Genomic DNA, 17,432 nt, shown 5'->3' on the forward strand with positions numbered 1-17,432 from the left:
CATATTTTTATGTTGCTATTTTCTTGAACAGTCTATAGTAATGCGGAAATGTATATTAGTAAGACTCATTTTGATAAAATAACTTTCAAAGGGGGGATAAGTAGTGCGTAAAGATAGAAGGTACATCACAAGACCGCGCATATATCATTATATGATACTTTAAAAAGAGAAAACCTAACTAAAAAGCCGATTATCCGAGGCAAGCTAGATTTCGAACATATTACAATCTTTTTTTACTTTACTTGTTATTAACAAAAAATGCTTTTTAATAAAACTAAAGTATATAACTAGGAAAACACATACTAAAACCTTTTTTGAAAGATTTTATAGTAACGACGACCAAGTAAAAAGTAAGATTAAATATTCAAGACCTCTTTTTTAGTTAGAAAAAAACAGCAGATTAAACCCTTAGACTCTAAATGTGTTATTTTTATGTCCACAAAACATAATCAAAAAACAAACATTTAGGTCTCAACACAGAAAGCACAAACAAAACAAGATTAAAGACTCAAAATGTTCACACTCTAGGCAATAATCCTCTATTCTCAATTCCAAAGAGGTCAATAATGCTAAAATGTGTCTTTTTTATGTTTTGGAGGTGTTTTTAAGTTTTTTCATTGGAGATTTTGTTATGAAAAAATTATATGCCCCACAAGCAGCGAGTGAATTAAAACGTTCTCGTTTTTCTTTTGTTAAAGTTCTTTCGTTGGCTGCAGCGGCTACATTTTTATCGAATGTTACACCTGTTTTTTCAGCAAATTCTGATTTTAGAAACACATTTCTTGAGGGTGTTAACAGTGCTGGTGTTTCTCATCCGCAAAGCATCATCTCTGTTGCTGGTTTGAATGCCTCTTCTGTTTCAAAAGACAATTATTTAACAGCACTCAATAAAGCCGGATTAGAAAAGATTAATGCTGCTGATGATTATGCAAATTTTTTAACCAGAACTCTTCCAGGGACGAGTGATGAGAGTTCTTTTGCTATACCTGCTTTAGAGAGCACTTATAAATCTACTGGATTCAATAATGATGTAACAACATTTAATATGGGACCACAGGCTAGAGTTGATGTGAACTCACTGCTTAGAAATACTAGGGATAGCGGGATTAGTGTCGGAACTAATACTGTGACGATAGGTAGTAGTGCGCAAGTAAATATGCAACATGGTATTGCTATTGGTTACAAGGCAGCGGTGACAACTACAGTTGGTGGAATTGCTATTGGTTCTAGTACGAAGTCGACCTCGGGTGGAATTGCTTTAGGGAATAAGAGTGAAGCTTTTGTAGGCGATAAGATTGATGCATATAGGCCATTCGGCGTTATGCCGACACCGGAAAGTTTTCTCGCTTGGCGCAGTACTGAAAGTGCGCTTAGTATTGGTAGCGTAGGACAGGGTATAACACGACAAATTGTAGGTGTTGCAGGTGGTACTCAAGATACTGATGCAGTAAATGTAGCGCAGTTGAAAGCATTGGAAAAGGCTGCCGGAAGTTGGAAACTCTCTGTTTCGGGAGCAAATACTACAACGGTTGAATCGAATAAATTGGTAGATTTAGCTGCTGCAAGTAATAACATAAAGGTTACAAAAGGCAATAAGGATAATAATGTAAAATTTGATCTCGCTCGGAGCATTGTAATCGATAAAATACAAACAGGAAACAACACCTTAGATGCAACAGGCTTGGTGATTGCTAATGGTCCGAAAATAACAACGGGTGGTATTACCGCTGGCAGTAAAAAGATAACGGGAGTGGCAAAGGGTACTGAAGGCAACGACGCTGTAAATCTTGGGCAGTTACAAGACTTAGAAAAAGTTGTGAAAAACAACGGTTGGAAACTCTCTGTTGGAGATAAAAATGCTACAACTGTTCTTATGGATAGCGGAGTAGACTTTTCTGCTGGAAGTAGCAACTTAAATATTACAAAGGGCGAAAAAGACAATAAGCTAAAATTTGATCTAGCTAAAGATGTTACATTAACGAGCTTAAAGACAGGCGCAAATACCTTAAATGCAACAGGCTTAGTGATTGCCAATGGCCCAAAAATAACGACTGATGGTGTTAATGCTGGTAGTAAAAAGATAATAGGAGTTGCAACGGGTACTGAAGAGACTGATGCAGTAAATTTTGCACAGTTAAAAGCCGCACAAGAAGCAGCGGTTATAAAAGGTTTAAAAATTAACACTACTGGCAAAGATTTTGCAGATGCTATAGCTGATGCAGAAAATTCAGTCGCTCTTGGTAGCAAGACCAGCGTTAGTAAACTCTCTAGCGGTGCGCTTGCTTTTGGTAGTGGAGCAAAAGCATCAGTTAAAGATAGTGTTGCTCTAGGAAGCGATTCTGTAGCTGATAGGGCTGCTGGTGTTTTTGGTTATACTCCTTTGCTGCAGGGTCCTGCAACAAATACCTCATCGCAATGGAAAAGTACGCGGGGCGCAGTGAGTGTTGGTGATTATAGTAAGGGTATAACCAGACAAATTACAGGCGTAGCAGCTGGTTCTGAGGTTGCCGATGCTGTGAATGTTAGGCAGTTGAGAGACTTAGAAGATGTTGTAAGAAAAAACGGTTGGAAACTCTCTGCTGGCGGTGCAAATGCTACAACTGTTCTTATGGATAGTGATGTAGATTTTTCTGCTGGAAGTACAAATCTTCAGATTGCAAAAGGTGATAAGGATAATAAGCTAAAATTTGATTTGGCTAAAGATGTTACATTAACGAGCTTAAAGGCAGGCACAAATACCCTAGATGCCACCGGCTTAGTAATTACGGGTGGTCCGCAAATAACGACGGCTGGTATTGGTGCTGGCAGTAAAAAGATAACAGGATTGGCAAAAGGTACTGATGATACTGATGCTGTTAACAAAGGTCAGCTTGATGAAAACGTAACCACTCTTTCTAAAAATATTGAAGACGTGCGTTCTATAGCAGTTTTCTACGATGTAGAAGAAGATACAACAGAAGAGGTCAGTACACTTACCAGAACAGCACCTAAAGCGAAACAAAGCAGTGTGACTTTTGGTGATCCCAAAACAGGCACTGTTGCATTGCATAATGTTGGAATTGGCAAGATTACAGCAGATTCAACGGACGCTGTTAATGGTAGTCAGCTTTATTCGCTTGGCAGCGAGGTTGCTAAGTATTTTGGCGGTGGCGCCAAGTATGATGGTGGCACATGGACCGCTCCTACATTCACGGTTAAATCGGTTAAGGATGATGGTGTTTCTGAAGATAAGGTTTATTCTGATGTAGCATCTGCTTTGAGTGGAGTTGGTAGTTCTATCACGAATGTTCAGAATAAATTGACTGAGCAGGTTAACAATGTGGTTAACAAAGTGGAAAGCGAAAGCTTTGTTCAGCAAGATAAAACAACGCATCTCCTCACTATTGGTGCTAAATCAGAAGGCAGTGAAATCAATATTGCCAATAAGACTGGTGCGGATCGGACTCTTTCCGGCGTGAAGGACGCGACAAAAAACAATGAAGCCGTTAACAAAGGACAGCTTGAGAAAGGTTTAAAGGATCTTTCGAACAGTCTTCAGTCTGATGAATCAGCAGTTGTTCATTACGATAAAGGTTCAGATGGTAAAACTAATTATAGTAGTGTGACCTTGGGTGGTAAAGATAAGACAGCTGTAGGTCTCCATAATGTTGCCGCTGGTAAGATTGCCAAGGATTCACATGATGCAATCACAGGTGGTCAGGTTAACACAATCGGTGAGGATGTTGCCAAGTTCTTAGGTGGAGATGCTGCATTTACAAATGGAGCTCTTACACAGCCAACCTATAAATTATCACACATTGCCACAGATGGAGTTGTGACAGAGAGTTCGTTCCAAGGTGTTGGAACCGCTTTTGCTGGTCTTGATACAAATATCAAGAATGTGAATGCACGCATTAAGGAAGTCTCAGAAGGAGTTGCGCATGATTCTTTGAACTGGAGCAAAACTGCTCATGCCTTTGTAGCGCAGCATGAAAAGAGGGAAGAAAAAGACGGCAAAGTTGTAGTGACACAAGAAAACAGCAAGATAACGTCTCTTGCAGCAGGAGCTATTACGAAAGATTCCACAGATGCCATTAATGGCTCACAGCTTCATTCACTAGGCAATACCGTTGCTACCTATTTTGGTGGTAGTGCAACATTTGCAGATGGTGCTTTTACAGCTCCGACTTATAAGATCTCAAATGTTGCTGAAGATGGTAAGGCAACAGAAACGTCATATAACGATGTTGGTTCAGCTTTTGCTGGTCTTGATACGAGTGTCAAGAATGTGAATACGCATCTAACGAATGAGGTTAAAAAGTTTGATGACAAACTAACGAATATTACGCAAGCAGTCCAAGGCGATGCTTTGTTATGGAATGATAAATCCCATGCCTTTGTCGCGCAGCATGAAAAGAAGAAAAAAGAAGAAGACGGCACAGTTGTAGTGACACAAGAAAACAGCAAGATCACATCGCTTGCGGCTGGCAAGATTACAGCAGATTCAACGGACGCCATTAATGGCTCTCAGATTTATTCTATGAGTGAAATGGTTGGTAGTTATTTTGGCGGTGGCGCTGGATATAATAAAGAAGGCGCATGGATAGCTCCTACTTTCAAGGTCAAACAAATCGGTTCTGATGGCCATATTACTGATGAGACTTATCAGAATGTAGCGGATGCTTTTTCTAGTGTTGGTAATTCTTTCCAGAGTGTTCATAATGAGATTAACACTATGAGAAGTGATAGTCTTGTTAAGTGGAATGAAGAGAAGAAACTGATCAAGATTGGTGGCGAAAAAGATGGTACGACAATCACTCTTGCCGATAAGGATAGTAAGGATAGAATACTTTCTGGCGTGAAGGATGCAGAAAAGGGCAACGAAGCGGTTAATAAAGCCCAGCTTGATAAAAATATAGATGCACTTACGAATGAAATTGAAGAAGTGCGCTCTGTAGCAGTTTTTTATGATGAGGAAGAAGATACAGAAGAGGTCAGTACACTTACCAGAACAGCACCTAAAGCGAAACAAAGCAATGTGACTTTTGGTGATCCCAAAACAGGCCCTGTTGGATTACATAATGTTGGAACTGGTAAGATTGCTAAGGATTCACATGATGCCATAAATGGCTCACAGCTTTTTGAGACAAATGATAAGGTTGCTACCTATCTTGGTGGTGGTTCGGCATTTAAAGAAGGTTCTTTTACAGCTCCGACTTATAAGATCTCTAATATTACTGACAATGGTACAGTAACGACTAGTTCATATAACGATGTTGGTTCAGCTTTTGCTGGTCTTGATACGAGTGTCAAGAATGTGAATACACATCTAATGAATGAGGTTAAAAAGTTTGATGACAAACTAACGAATATTACGCAAGCAGTCCAAGGCGATGCTTTGTTGTGGAGCAAAACTGATAAAGCCTTTGTAGCGCGGCATGAAAAGAAGGAAGAGCAAGCCGACGGCACAGTTGTAGTGACACAAGAAAACAGCAAGATCACGTCTCTTGCAGCTGGATCTATCAGTGAAACTTCCACAGATGCCGTTAATGGCTCACAGCTTCATAGCTTTGGCACAGGGGTTGCTACGTCTTTAGGTGGTGGCGCCAAGTATGAGAATGGTCAATGGACCGCTCCTACATTCAAGGTTAAAACAATCAAGGAAGATGGCAGCTCTGGAGAAGGGGATTATTCTGATGTAGCATCTGCTTTTGCTGGAGTTGGTAGTTCTATCACGAATGTTAAAAACGAGATTACCAAACAAATTAACAATGAAATTGCCAATGTGAAAGGCGATAGCCTTGTTAAGCAGGATGAAAAGACAAAGGTTATCAATATTGGTAAAGAAGTAGAAGGCAGTGAAATCAATATTGCCAATAAGACTGGTACGGATCGGACACTTTCTGGTGTGAAGGCAGCGACCAAGGATAATGAAGCCGTTAACAAAGGACAGCTTGAGAAAGGTTTAACGGATCTTTCCAACAGTCTTCAGTCTGATGAATCAGCAGTTGTTCATTACGATAAAAAGGATGATAAAATTGATTATGCGAATATCACCTTGGGTGGTAAAGATAAGACAGCTGTAGGTCTCCATAATGTTGCTGATGGTAAGATTGCCAAGGATTCACATGATGCAATCACAGGTGGTCAGGTTAACACAATCGGTGAGGATGTTGCCAAATTTTTAGGTGGAGATGCTGCATTTACAAATGGAGCTCTTACACAGCCAACCTATAAATTATCACACATTGCCACAGATGGCGTTGTGACAGAGAGTTCGTTCCAAGGTGTTGGAACTGCTTTTGCAGGTCTTGATACAAATATCAAGACTGTGAATGCGCGCATTAAGGAAGTGTCTCAAGGAGTTGCGCATGATTCCTTGTTATGGAATGATAAATTCCATGCCTTTGTCGCGCAGCATGAAAAGAAGGAAGAAAAAGAAGACGGCACAGTTGTAGTGACACAAGAAAACAGCAAGATCACGTCTCTTGCAGCTGGATCTATCAGTGAAACTTCCACAGATGCCGTTAATGGCTCACAGCTTCATAGCTTTGGCACAGGGGTTGCTACGTCTTTAGGTGGTGGCGCCAAGTATGAGAATGGTCAATGGACCGCTCCTACATTCAAGGTTAAGACTGTTAAGGATGATGGTACTGAAGAAGAGAAGAAGTATGATACTGTAGCAGAAGCTTTGGCTGATGTTGGTACATCTTTCACGAATATTAAAAACGATATTACCAATGTGGTAAGTGATAGTCTTGTTAAGTTTGATGAAAAGTCCAATCTGATCAAGATAGGTGGTGAAAAAGAAGGTACGAATATCAGTATTTCTGATAAGGAAAGTAAGGATAGAATACTTTCTGGCGTGAAGGATGCAGAGCATGCTAATGAAGCTGTTAACAAAGGTCAGCTTGATGAGAACGTGGATGCACTTACGAATGAAATTGAAGAAGTGCGCTCTGTAGCAGTTTTTTATGATGAGGAAGAAGATACAGAAGAGGTCAGTACACTTACCAGAACAGCACCTAAAGCGAAACAAAGCAATGTGACTTTTGGAGATCCCAAAACAGGTACTGTTGGATTGCATAATGTTGGCAATGGTAATATTGCCGAGGATTCACATGATGCCGTTAATGGCTCACAGCTTCATAGCTTTGGCACAGGGGTTGCTACGTCTTTAGGTGGTGGCGCCAAGTATGAGAATGGTCAATGGACCGCTCCTACATTCAAGGTTAAAACAATCAATGAAGATGGGAGTACTGTTGAAGAGCAGAGTTATGATAGTGTAGCGGAAGCTTTTGCAGGCGTTGGCAGTTCTTTCACGAACATTCATAACGAGATTAACAAGGAGATTAGCAAAGTCGTAGGCGATAGCCTTGTTAAGCAGGATGAAACGACAAAGGTTATCAATATTGGTGGCGAAGTAGAAGGTACGAGCATCACTATTGCTAATAAGGCTGGTGCGGATCGGACACTTTCTGGTGTGCAGGCAGCGACCAAGGATAATGAAGCTGTTAACAAAGGACAGCTTGATAAAGGCTTGAAAGATCTTTCGAACAGTCTTCAGTCTGATGAATCAGCAGTTGTTCATTATGATAAAAAGGATGATAAAATTGATTATGCGAATGTCACTTTAGGAAAAGCTAAAGATAAGACAGCTGTAGGTCTCCATAATGTTGCTGATGGTAAGATAGCCAAGGATTCACATGATGCAATCACGGGTGGTCAGGTTAACACAATCGGTGAGGATGTTGCCAAGTTCTTAGGTGGAGATGCTGCATTTACAAATGGAGCTCTTACACAGCCAACCTATAAATTATCGCACATTGCCACAGATGGAGTTGTAACAGAGAGTTCGTTCCAAGGTGTTGGAACCGCTTTTGCTGGTCTTGATACAAATATCAAGACTGTGAATGCGCGCATTAAGGAAGTCTCAGAAGGAGTTGCGCATGATTCCTTGTTATGGAGTGATAAAGCCCATGCCTTTGTAGCGCAGCATGAAAAGAGGGAAGAAGGAGACGACGGCAAAGTTGTAGTGACGCAAGAAAACAGCAAGATCACATCACTTGCGGCTGGCTCTATAGTATCAGGCTCGAGTGATGCAGTAACTGGTGGACAGATTTATGAACTGCAAAAACAGTTTGCTGGCTATTTTGGTGGTGGTGCTGGTTATAATGAGAAAGGCGAATGGCAAGCTCCAAACTATAACTTATCTAGTATTGATAAAGATGGTAAGGTAACAGATAAATCACATACCGATGTTGGTTCTGCCTTTAAAGGACTTGATGATAATATCAAGACTGTGAACGCTCGCATTAAGGAAGTTTCAGAGGGAGTTGCACAAGATTCTTTATCATGGAGCAAGACTGAAGGTGCTTTTGTTGCCCTGCATGGGGAAGGTGATAACAGAAAAGCAAGTAAGATCACATCGCTTGCAGCTGGCTCTATAGCATCAGGCTCGAGTGATGCGGTTAATGGTGGTCAGATTTATTCATTGAATCAGACTCTAGCAAAGTATTTTGGTGGTGATGCTAAGTATGAAGATGACGAATGGAGCGAACCAACTTTCACGCTTAAAACCTACAATGCAGATGGTACGGAAGGTGATCCACAGGAGCATCATAATGTAACGGAAGCCTTTGCAGGAATTGATAAGAATTTCACAAATGTCGTCAATGATTTTAAAGAACAAGTCACGAACATCACAGAATCTATGCAAGGCGATGCGCTGTTGTGGAATGAAAGTGCAAAAGCCTTTGTAGCCAAGCATGGAGAAAAAGACGGTGAGAAGACAAACAGCAAGATCACATCGCTTGCAGCTGGTTCTATAGCATCAGGCTCGAGTGATGCGGTTAATGGTGGACAGATTTATGATCTGAATCAGTCGCTAGCAAAGTATTTTGGTGGTGATGCTAAGTATGATGGTGATGGCTGGGTCCTTCCAGGTTTCAAGCTAATGACTTTCCAAGAAGATGGCAGCTTTGAAGAGGAGGATTATGATAGCATTGCAGCCGCGTTTGCCGGTATCAATAAGGTCTTCAAGAATCTTCATAATGAGATTTCAGAAAACATTGAGCAAAATGCGTTGTTGTGGAGTGATGATGCGGGTGCGTTTGTAGCACAGCATGAGAAGGAAGGTAAAAAGGACAACAGCAAGATCACGTTCCTTGCGGAAGGAAAGATATCAGAAGATTCGACGGATGCGATTAATGGAGGTCAGATTTATACTCTACAACAGAGCTTTGCCTCATATTTTGGTGGAGGAGCTGGTTATGATAAGGAAGGAAACTGGCAAGGACCCAAATTCTACGTTCAGGTCTTTAATAAGGATGGTACGAAAGGTGATAAAGAGGAGCGTAATAATGTCTCTGAAGCATTTGATGTTGTTAATGACAGCATGAGCACTATCAACGATCGTATAAAAGAAGTTGAAAAGGATGTTGCGTCTAATGGTCTGAATTGGAATGAAGAAAAAGGAAGCTATGATGCTTCTCACGCTGATGATCAGGGCGTTAAGAGTCCTAGTAAGATTATCAATGTAGAGGACGGTAAGGTAGACAAAGATTCCAAAGAAGCAGTTAATGGAGGTCAGCTTTGGGAAACCCAGCAGATGATTACAGATCAGGTCAAGGATATTGAAACTAAAGTTACGGATGGATCTGTACAATATGATAAAGATGAAACAGGTAAAAAGACCAATACAGTTACGTTAGTTGGTGGAGATGACAGTTCTCCAGTGTTAATAGACAATGTAGCGGATGGAAAGATTGAAAAGGATTCGAAAGAAGCTGTTAATGGAGGTCAGTTACATGATTACACAGAACAGCAGATGAAGACGGTTCTTGAAGATGCCAATAAGTATACGGATGAGAAAGTTAGTAGTCTTGTCAATAATGGCGTTAACGAGGCGAAATCCTATACGGATATGAAGTTTGAGACGCTAAATTATGCTATTGAGGATGTTCGCAAGGAAGCAAGACAAGCAGCAGCGATTGGTTTAGCGGTGTCCAACTTACGTTACTATGATATACCAGGATCTTTAAGTGTTTCATTTGGTAGTGGTTTGTGGCGCAGTCAATCCGCATTTGCTATTGGGGCTGGTTATACATCTGAAGATGGAAATATTCGCTCGAATGTATCTATTACGAGTGCTGGAGGTCACTGGGGGATAGGTGCTGGAATTACTCTGAGGTTGAGATGATAATAGAAAAAATGGCTGTTATTGTAAAAAAGAGAAGTATTTTAGTAAAGGTTCTGTTTGCTCTTGCCTTAATAGGCAAGAGCGAAAGCTCTGCTAACGAGAATGATAATATTTATACAGTGCATCCACCACACTTATCGATACCTAAGGGAGAACCTGGTGAAACACGTCGAATTATTATGCAGTTTTATGATTGGACTTTGATTTGTGACGAAAAACAAAAGCTTAAACATAAGCAAGGTATATGTAATGTGACACAGACTGTTCATGATCAAGAAGGAAATACCATTTTTAGTTGGTCTCTTGTGTCTACGACAAGTGGTCAAGCAGTGATGCTTTTTCGAACATTGCCAAATTCTGATATAAATGTTCCGATTCAAATGTTTGTAAAAGGTGTTAAAAAACCTGTTCTTATTCATTATACGCAATGCAATGAAACCGTTTGTTTGGCACAATCGCCTGTAGGGCCGGTTTTGACTAAACAAATAGAGCAGGACAATAAAGTACGTATTTCCTATAAACTTAAAGAAGGAAAGGTATTTTCTTTTACTGTACCATTTAAAGGGTTAAATGCGGCACTTAATTCTTTACGTCCTTAGAATCCATCGAGTATTTTTAACAAGAGTCATTTTTTCATAAATCGTTGTATTATATTTTTGAGTGTAAATTATAAGGTCAAATAAGTAAGAATTTTTATATAATATGATATCAAGGTGATTTATTGGAAAGAGTGAGAGTTTTATGAATATAAAGTCACAATAAGTTCTTTATATGTAATAGAAAATAAAGTTAGTATTTTCCATAAAGCTTAAAGAGTGATTTCGTGAGTTATTAGAAGTAAAAAAGATTAGAAATACTCGATTTAAAATAATTAAAAAGATAGCTTCCTTATAATAGTAAGTAGGCTAAATTCTTTTTTAAAGCTTTAAATGGATTTTTAGAGCGGTCTGATTAAGCATTAATATTTTTCAGATAAATTTATAATCCTAGAGAATTTTTTGAACGATAGTTTTAATTGGTATTCACAAAATAACAGCTATTGTAATTGCATTTTGTAGTACTACGGAACTTTTATTCCAGCATAATCAAAGCCATTTCATTGCATACAACAAACGAGGTTCGTGTGTGGATAACGAGATTGAAAAAAAGAAAAAATTTTTTATAAACCGTACTAATGTATAGGTTGTTGTGTCCTTAAGGGGCAGCAAATAGTATGATAATGTAGGTTTGTTACAATAGAAGTGTACTCCGTGTAAATGATATAAAGAAAAGAGCAAAATTTATAAAAATTGATGCGAACGTAAACGATTAATTTATAGTTTTAAGTTCATAAAGAGAAGCATGATTTCACGGAAACAACCAAAAGATTATACAAAAATCTGAATGATGCTAGTGTAGAAAATTTTAATGATAGGCAAAGAAAGAATGATTTCTTGTATTTATCATTTGATGCTGCATTATTGCTTTATTTAGGAATGAGAAGAAGAGTTTTCGCGTTTATTTATTGGGGGAACGCTCAAGGGATAAGAGAAATGACCCCGTTAAATTATGGTTCAAAAGAGTTAAAGCGAGGAGAAATATACGATACCAAAGCAGATCAGTTGTATGATCAGTGCGGTAGTAATACAAATAATCGTTCTGCATTGTCACGAACAGAAGCATACTCTGTTTTTGTTGATATAAAGAGACAACAGAGAAAAAAACATTATGAACAGAAACAGGCTTTTGTTCAATCTGAGACAGCTTTTGAGTTTCATAGTCAGATAATGATAGGTGCTCAAAAAACAACAAAACTCAAAGCGCCTTTTCTTCGACGGTTCCCTCCAGTAAAATCTCCACCTCTTTATGCGGCACTTGATCTCGGAACGAATAATTGTCGTCTTCTCATTGCATCTCCCAGTAAACCTGGATATTTTCGTGTTGTTGATGCTTTTTCTCGTATTGTAAGATTGGGAGAAGGTTTAATAAATAACGGTTTTCTTAATACACGAGCTATGGATCGTGCGATTGAAGCATTAAAGATTTGTCATCTAAAGCTAAAACAAAGGCATATTAAGCGTTATCGCTTGATTGCAACAGAAGCTTGTCGTTCTGCAGAAAATGGTAGACATTTTATTCAGCGTGTTTTGGAGGAGACAGGTCTTGAATTGGAAATTGTTGATCGGCAAACAGAAGCGCGTTTTGCTGTTACAGGGTGTAGTACACTTGTTGAACCAAATACTGACGCAATTGTGCTTTTTGATATTGGAGGAGGATCATCAGAAATTGTGCTACTTGATGTTTCTCAAAAGCGTTCTTTTCGTTTAGCTAGACAAATTATCGCTTGGACTTCTCTTCCTGTTGGTGTTGTTACGCTTTCTGAACGTTTTGGAGGGAATGATATTAGCTTAGATGATTTTGAAAAAATGAAAAGCTATGTGCGAGGGTTATTAAATAATTTTTCAGATCGTCATAAATTAGGAGAGTTAGCGCAAGGTTCGAAGTTTCATCTTTTGGGAACCTCCGGTACAGTTACGACTTTAGCAGGAATGTATCTTAATTTAGAGCGTTATGATAGGAAAAAAGTGGATGGCATTTGGATGAATGATGCAGACATTACTCTTATGACAAAACGCCTATTGTCATGGGATATAGAAAAACGTGTCGTAAGTCCTTTTATTGGGCGCGAGAGAGCAGATTTAGTTTTAGCTGGTTGTGCAATTTTAGATGTTATTCGGGAAGTTTGGCCAAGTCAGCGTTTAAGAGTTGCTGATCGTGGATTAAGGGAAGGAATTTTGATAGAGCTGATGTTGCGCGATGGGGTATGGTGTCGTCATAGAAAGAGCGGAGATTTAAAGCGTTAGAGAATTAAATATGGAGACAATGAATAACGATGAAAAAAACAACAAAAACACCGAGGGGTGGCTACGGAGGTTCAGGGTCACATGAATTATATCAGCGCGTAAAAAAGAAAGCAGGAACCATTAAAGCTTCATCACGACGATGGTTAGAGAGGCATCTGAATGATCCTTATGTCCATCAATCAAAAGTAGATGGTTATCGTTCGCGTGCGGCTTATAAACTCATTGAAATTAATGAGCGTTATAGGTTTTTGAAAAAAGGTCAAAAGGTTATTGATCTAGGAGCAGCACCTGGGGGATGGTGTCAGGTGGCTGAGCGTATAGTAGGGTCAAGTGATGAAGATCCTAGCGTTGTTGGTATTGATTATTTACATGTTGATCCATTGCCTAGAGTTGCCATGTTGGAAATGGATTTTTTGCATACAGATGCACCGCAGAAATTAATTGAAACTTTAGGGACAAAACCGGATGTGGTTCTTTCTGATATGGCAGCGCCAACAACAGGTCATCGTCAGACGGATCATTTAAGAACGATTTATTTATGTGAAGTTGCGGCTGATTTTGCTCTTTCGGTTCTTAAGCCTGGGGGACATTTTTTAGCAAAGGCTTTTCAAGGAGGAGCAGAAAACACTCTTCTCACGATACTAAAACAGCATTTTAAAAAAGTCTATCATGTTAAACCGCCTGCAAGCCGATCAGAATCAGTAGAGCTTTATCTTCTAGCACTTGAATTTAAGGGAAAAACAAAAATACAAGAATAGCGCCTTCTTTTAAGAAGATTTAACTTTACTTAACCTATTTAGATGTGATGATTTTTTCTCAAAGAGTTATCGGCGATATTGACAGTTTTTCTGTTATCAATGATGAAAAACTGGTAAAACTAATGTATTGCCTATAGAGGTAGAGAGATTGATTCCTCAGAGAGTGCTTCCAATGAAATTTCTTGATCAAGCTAAGGTTTATATTCGTTCTGGTAATGGAGGTTCTGGAGCAGTATCATTTCGTCGTGAAAAATTCATAGAATTTGGGGGACCTGATGGGGGGAATGGAGGACGGGGTGGTGATGTTTGGGCTCTTGTTGTTGATGGGCTTAACACGCTGATTGATTATCGCTACCAACAGCATTTTAAAGCAAAAACAGGGGGGCATGGCAAGGGTCGTAATATGACGGGTGAAAAGGGTGACGATGTCATCCTTAAAGTTCCGGTTGGGACGCAAATTTTTGAAGAAGATAATACAACGTTAATCTGTGATTTAACGGAAGTGGGACAGCGCTATCGTCTTGCAAAAGGAGGGAATGGCGGTTTTGGTAATCTTCATTTTACAACATCGACAAATCGGGCACCGCGTCGTGCAAATCCAGGTTTGGCTGGAGAAGAGCGCGCAGTATGGCTTCGCTTGAAATTAATTGCTGATGCTGGGCTTGTTGGTTTACCTAATGCTGGAAAATCAACTTTTTTAGCTTCTGTAACGGCTGCAAAACCAAAAGTTGCAGATTATCCTTTTACCACTCTACATCCTCATCTTGGTGTTGTACGTATTGATGGTCGTGAATTTGTTTTGGCTGATATTCCAGGATTAATTGAAGGAGCGCATGAAGGTGTGGGAATTGGAGATCGTTTTTTAGGACATGTAGAACGTTGTCGCGTACTGCTTCATCTGATTTCTTCTCAAGAAGAAGATGTAGCAAAAGCATATCAAATTGTGCGTCATGAACTTGAGGCATATGGAAATAATCTAAGTGATAAGACTGAAATTGTCGCTTTAAGCCAGATAGATACTCTGACAATTGAAGAGCGTAAAACGAAACAAGAAGCTTTGCAAAGAGCTGCGGGTCAACCTGTTATGATGTTTTCTGCGGTTAGCCGCGAAGGTTTAGAAAATGTGCTGCGGGCTGGTGCACATATTATTGAAATGTCACGCAAAGAGGAGATCAGTGGGGATAGCAAGGTTGATTGAGATGGCTGTTGGATCGCAAAAACTTACACACTATAAACGTATTGTGGTCAAGATTGGATCTGCCCTTTTGGTTGATCCTCAGACAGGTTTACGGGTTGAATGGCTTAAAAGCTTGATCAGTGATGTTGTTGAATTGCACAAAAAAGGCGTAGAGATATTGTTGGTGTCTTCAGGCGCTATTGCTTTAGGAAGGACATTGCTACAGCTTCCTAAGGGCGTTTTGAAATTGGAAGAAAGTCAGGCATGTGCTGCTTTGGGGCAAATTGAGTTAGCAAAAACCTATGGTGATGCGCTTGCTCAACATGGGCTCAAAACAGGCCAAATTTTGCTCACTTTATTTGATACGGAGGAGCGAAGGCGTTATCTCAATGCACGTGCAACGATTGAGATGCTTTTATATTTGGGAGCTGTGCCTGTTATTAATGAGAATGATACTGTTGCAACAACTGAAATTCGTTATGGTGATAATGATCGTTTAGCTGCACGTGTGGCAACAATGGTGAGGGCAGATCTTTTAATACTTTTATCTGATATTGATGGTCTTTATACAAAGTCTCCCCATAGTGATCCTACGGCTGAATTTATACCTTTTGTTGCATCCATTACGCATGATATCGAAAAAATGGCAGATGTTGCTGCTTCAGAGTTTTCACGGGGAGGAATGAAGACTAAGCTTGATGCCGGAAAAATCGCTAATGCTGCTGGAACGGCGATGATTATCACCTCAGGCAAGCGTATGAATCCCCTTGCTGCAATTGACAAAGGTGAACGTAAGAGTTTTTTTGCGGCAAGTAAGAAATCTGTCAGTGCTTGGAAAACATGGATTTCTGGTCATTTAGATCCATCTGGTGTTTTGACGATTGATCAAGGAGCCATTAGGGCCCTTGAAACAGGAAAATCGTTATTAGCTGCAGGGGTTATTGCCGTTGAGGGAAATTTCCAGCGTGGGGATACGGTTGCAATTGTTGGTACAGATGGAGTTGAGATTGCGCGTGGACTTGTAAGCTATGACAAAGATGAGGCTGTACGCATTATAGGACATAAAAGTGAAGAAATTGAAGCTATTCTTGGGTATGAGGCGCGCTCTGCTATGGTGCATCGTAATGATATGATTGTACGTTGCTTGACCAATTCTGTTTAAAAAAGTTACTTTTGTTTTTATTGTTTTGGCAGAGTGGATGATACGATGACTTTAGAAGAACAAATGAAAGATATGGGACAAAAAGCGCGCTATGCTGCTGCAGCGTTGGCTGTTGCTTCTTCTGAGCAAAAGAACAATGCATTGGAAATGATCGCTTTAAGTCTGGAGGCTCAGTCAGATGAGATTTTACGGGCGAATTGTCAAGATTTAGAGAATGCTGCTCAGAATAATTTGAAAGCTGCAATGATTGATCGGCTAAAATTAGATGACTTGCGTTTACGTGCAATGATAGACAGTGTTCGCCAAGTTGCTCGTTTATCTGATCCTGTTGGACAGGTCATGAGCGCGTGGAAACGTCCAAATGGGCTTCATATAAGTCGTGTACGAACACCTCTTGGTGTGATTGGTATTATTTATGAAAGTCGTCCAAATGTTACAGTTGATGCGAGTTCTTTGTGCTTAAAAGCAGGCAATGCTGCGATTTTGCGTGGTGGTTCGGATAGCTTTCATTCTTCTCATGCTCTTCATGTAGCTTTGGTACAAGGTTTAGAGCGCTCTGGTTTACCCAAAGATGCTATTCAAATGGTTGGAACGACAGATCGCGCTGCCGTTGGGGAAATGCTCAAAGGATTGGATGGAGCGATTGATGTGATAGTACCACGTGGTGGAAAGAGCCTTGTTGCCCGCGTTCAGTCTGATGCACGTGTTCCAATTTTTGCTCATTTGGAGGGACTTTGTCATATTTATATTGATAAATCGGCAGATTTAGATATGGCACGCAATATTGTTTTAAATGCAAAGTTGCGGCGGACAGGGATATGCGGTGCTGTTGAGACAGTTCTCATTGACAGTCAGGCATTAAAAAAGTTTCTTCCTGTTTTAACTGCTTTACAGGAGAAGGGGTGTGAAATTCGTGCTACAGAAGATATTGTTTTTCTTATGCCAGATGTCAAATTAGCTTCTGAAGAAGATTGGTCGCATGAATATCTTGATGCTATTCTTTCTGTTAAAACGGTTGAGGGTGTTGAGGGAGCCATTTCTCATATCAAGCGTTATTCATCAGGACATACGGAATCGATTATTGCTGAGGATTTGGAAGTGGTGAAGAATTTTTTTAATCATTTAGATTCAGCTATTTTGCTGCACAATGCGTCCACACAATTTGCTGATGGAGGTGAATTTGGTTTTGGAATGGAAATTGGTATTGCAACAGGAAAAATGCATGCACGTGGCCCGATAGGTGTTGAACAGCTAACTTCATTTCAATATCATGTTAAAGGAAATGGTCAGGTTAGAGCTTGAGAACACCATT

At 39.8% G+C, this 17,432-nt stretch carries 7 protein-coding genes and 1 pseudogene; all 8 read left to right on the top strand.

What is annotated here, in order from left to right; genetic code table 11:
* Positions 1-1,321: 1,321 nt before the first annotated feature.
* Positions 1,322-8,890, top strand: a pseudogene (locus tag ACFIKB_RS01275) (hypothetical protein); the annotation flags it as partial.
* Between the two features lie 45 nt (positions 8,891-8,935).
* The gene (locus tag ACFIKB_RS09725) at positions 8,936-10,180 is read left to right on the top strand and encodes a YadA-like family protein (RefSeq protein ID WP_404978545.1); all 1,245 of its coding nucleotides are present in this window, start codon (positions 8,936-8,938) and stop codon (positions 10,178-10,180) included.
* Positions 10,177-10,779, top strand: coding sequence for an invasion associated locus B family protein (locus ACFIKB_RS01280; protein ID WP_375644660.1), 603 nt, complete (start codon positions 10,177-10,179; stop codon positions 10,777-10,779). Before ACFIKB_RS09725 ends, ACFIKB_RS01280 begins: the two co-directional genes overlap by 4 nt.
* A 933-nt stretch (positions 10,780-11,712) precedes the next feature.
* Positions 11,713-13,023 carry a Ppx/GppA phosphatase family protein gene (locus ACFIKB_RS01285; RefSeq protein WP_375647159.1) on the top strand — a complete coding sequence of 437 codons (1,311 nt, stop codon included), beginning with the start codon at positions 11,713-11,715 and terminating at the stop codon, positions 13,021-13,023.
* Between the two features lie 29 nt (positions 13,024-13,052).
* Positions 13,053-13,781 carry an RlmE family RNA methyltransferase gene (locus tag ACFIKB_RS01290; protein ID WP_273790641.1) on the top strand — a complete coding sequence of 243 codons (729 nt, stop codon included), beginning with the start codon at positions 13,053-13,055 and terminating at the stop codon, positions 13,779-13,781.
* A gap of 172 nt (positions 13,782-13,953) precedes the next feature.
* Positions 13,954-14,979 (top strand): GTPase ObgE, encoded by a 1,026-nt coding sequence (gene obgE, locus ACFIKB_RS01295; RefSeq protein ID WP_012754573.1) that lies wholly within the window; start codon positions 13,954-13,956, stop codon positions 14,977-14,979.
* Between the two features lies 1 nt (position 14,980).
* Positions 14,981-16,120: a glutamate 5-kinase gene (gene proB, locus ACFIKB_RS01300; protein WP_375636033.1), complete on the top strand. Its 1,140-nt coding sequence runs from the start codon at positions 14,981-14,983 to the stop codon at positions 16,118-16,120.
* 45 nt (positions 16,121-16,165) lie between these two features.
* The gene (locus ACFIKB_RS01305) at positions 16,166-17,422 is read left to right on the top strand and encodes a glutamate-5-semialdehyde dehydrogenase (RefSeq protein ID WP_375636032.1); all 1,257 of its coding nucleotides are present in this window, start codon (positions 16,166-16,168) and stop codon (positions 17,420-17,422) included.
* Positions 17,423-17,432: the final 10 nt, after the last annotated feature.

The organism is Bartonella sp. MR110HLJHH, from assembly GCF_042194225.1.
Taxonomy (GTDB): Bacteria; Pseudomonadota; Alphaproteobacteria; order Rhizobiales; family Rhizobiaceae; genus Bartonella; species Bartonella grahamii.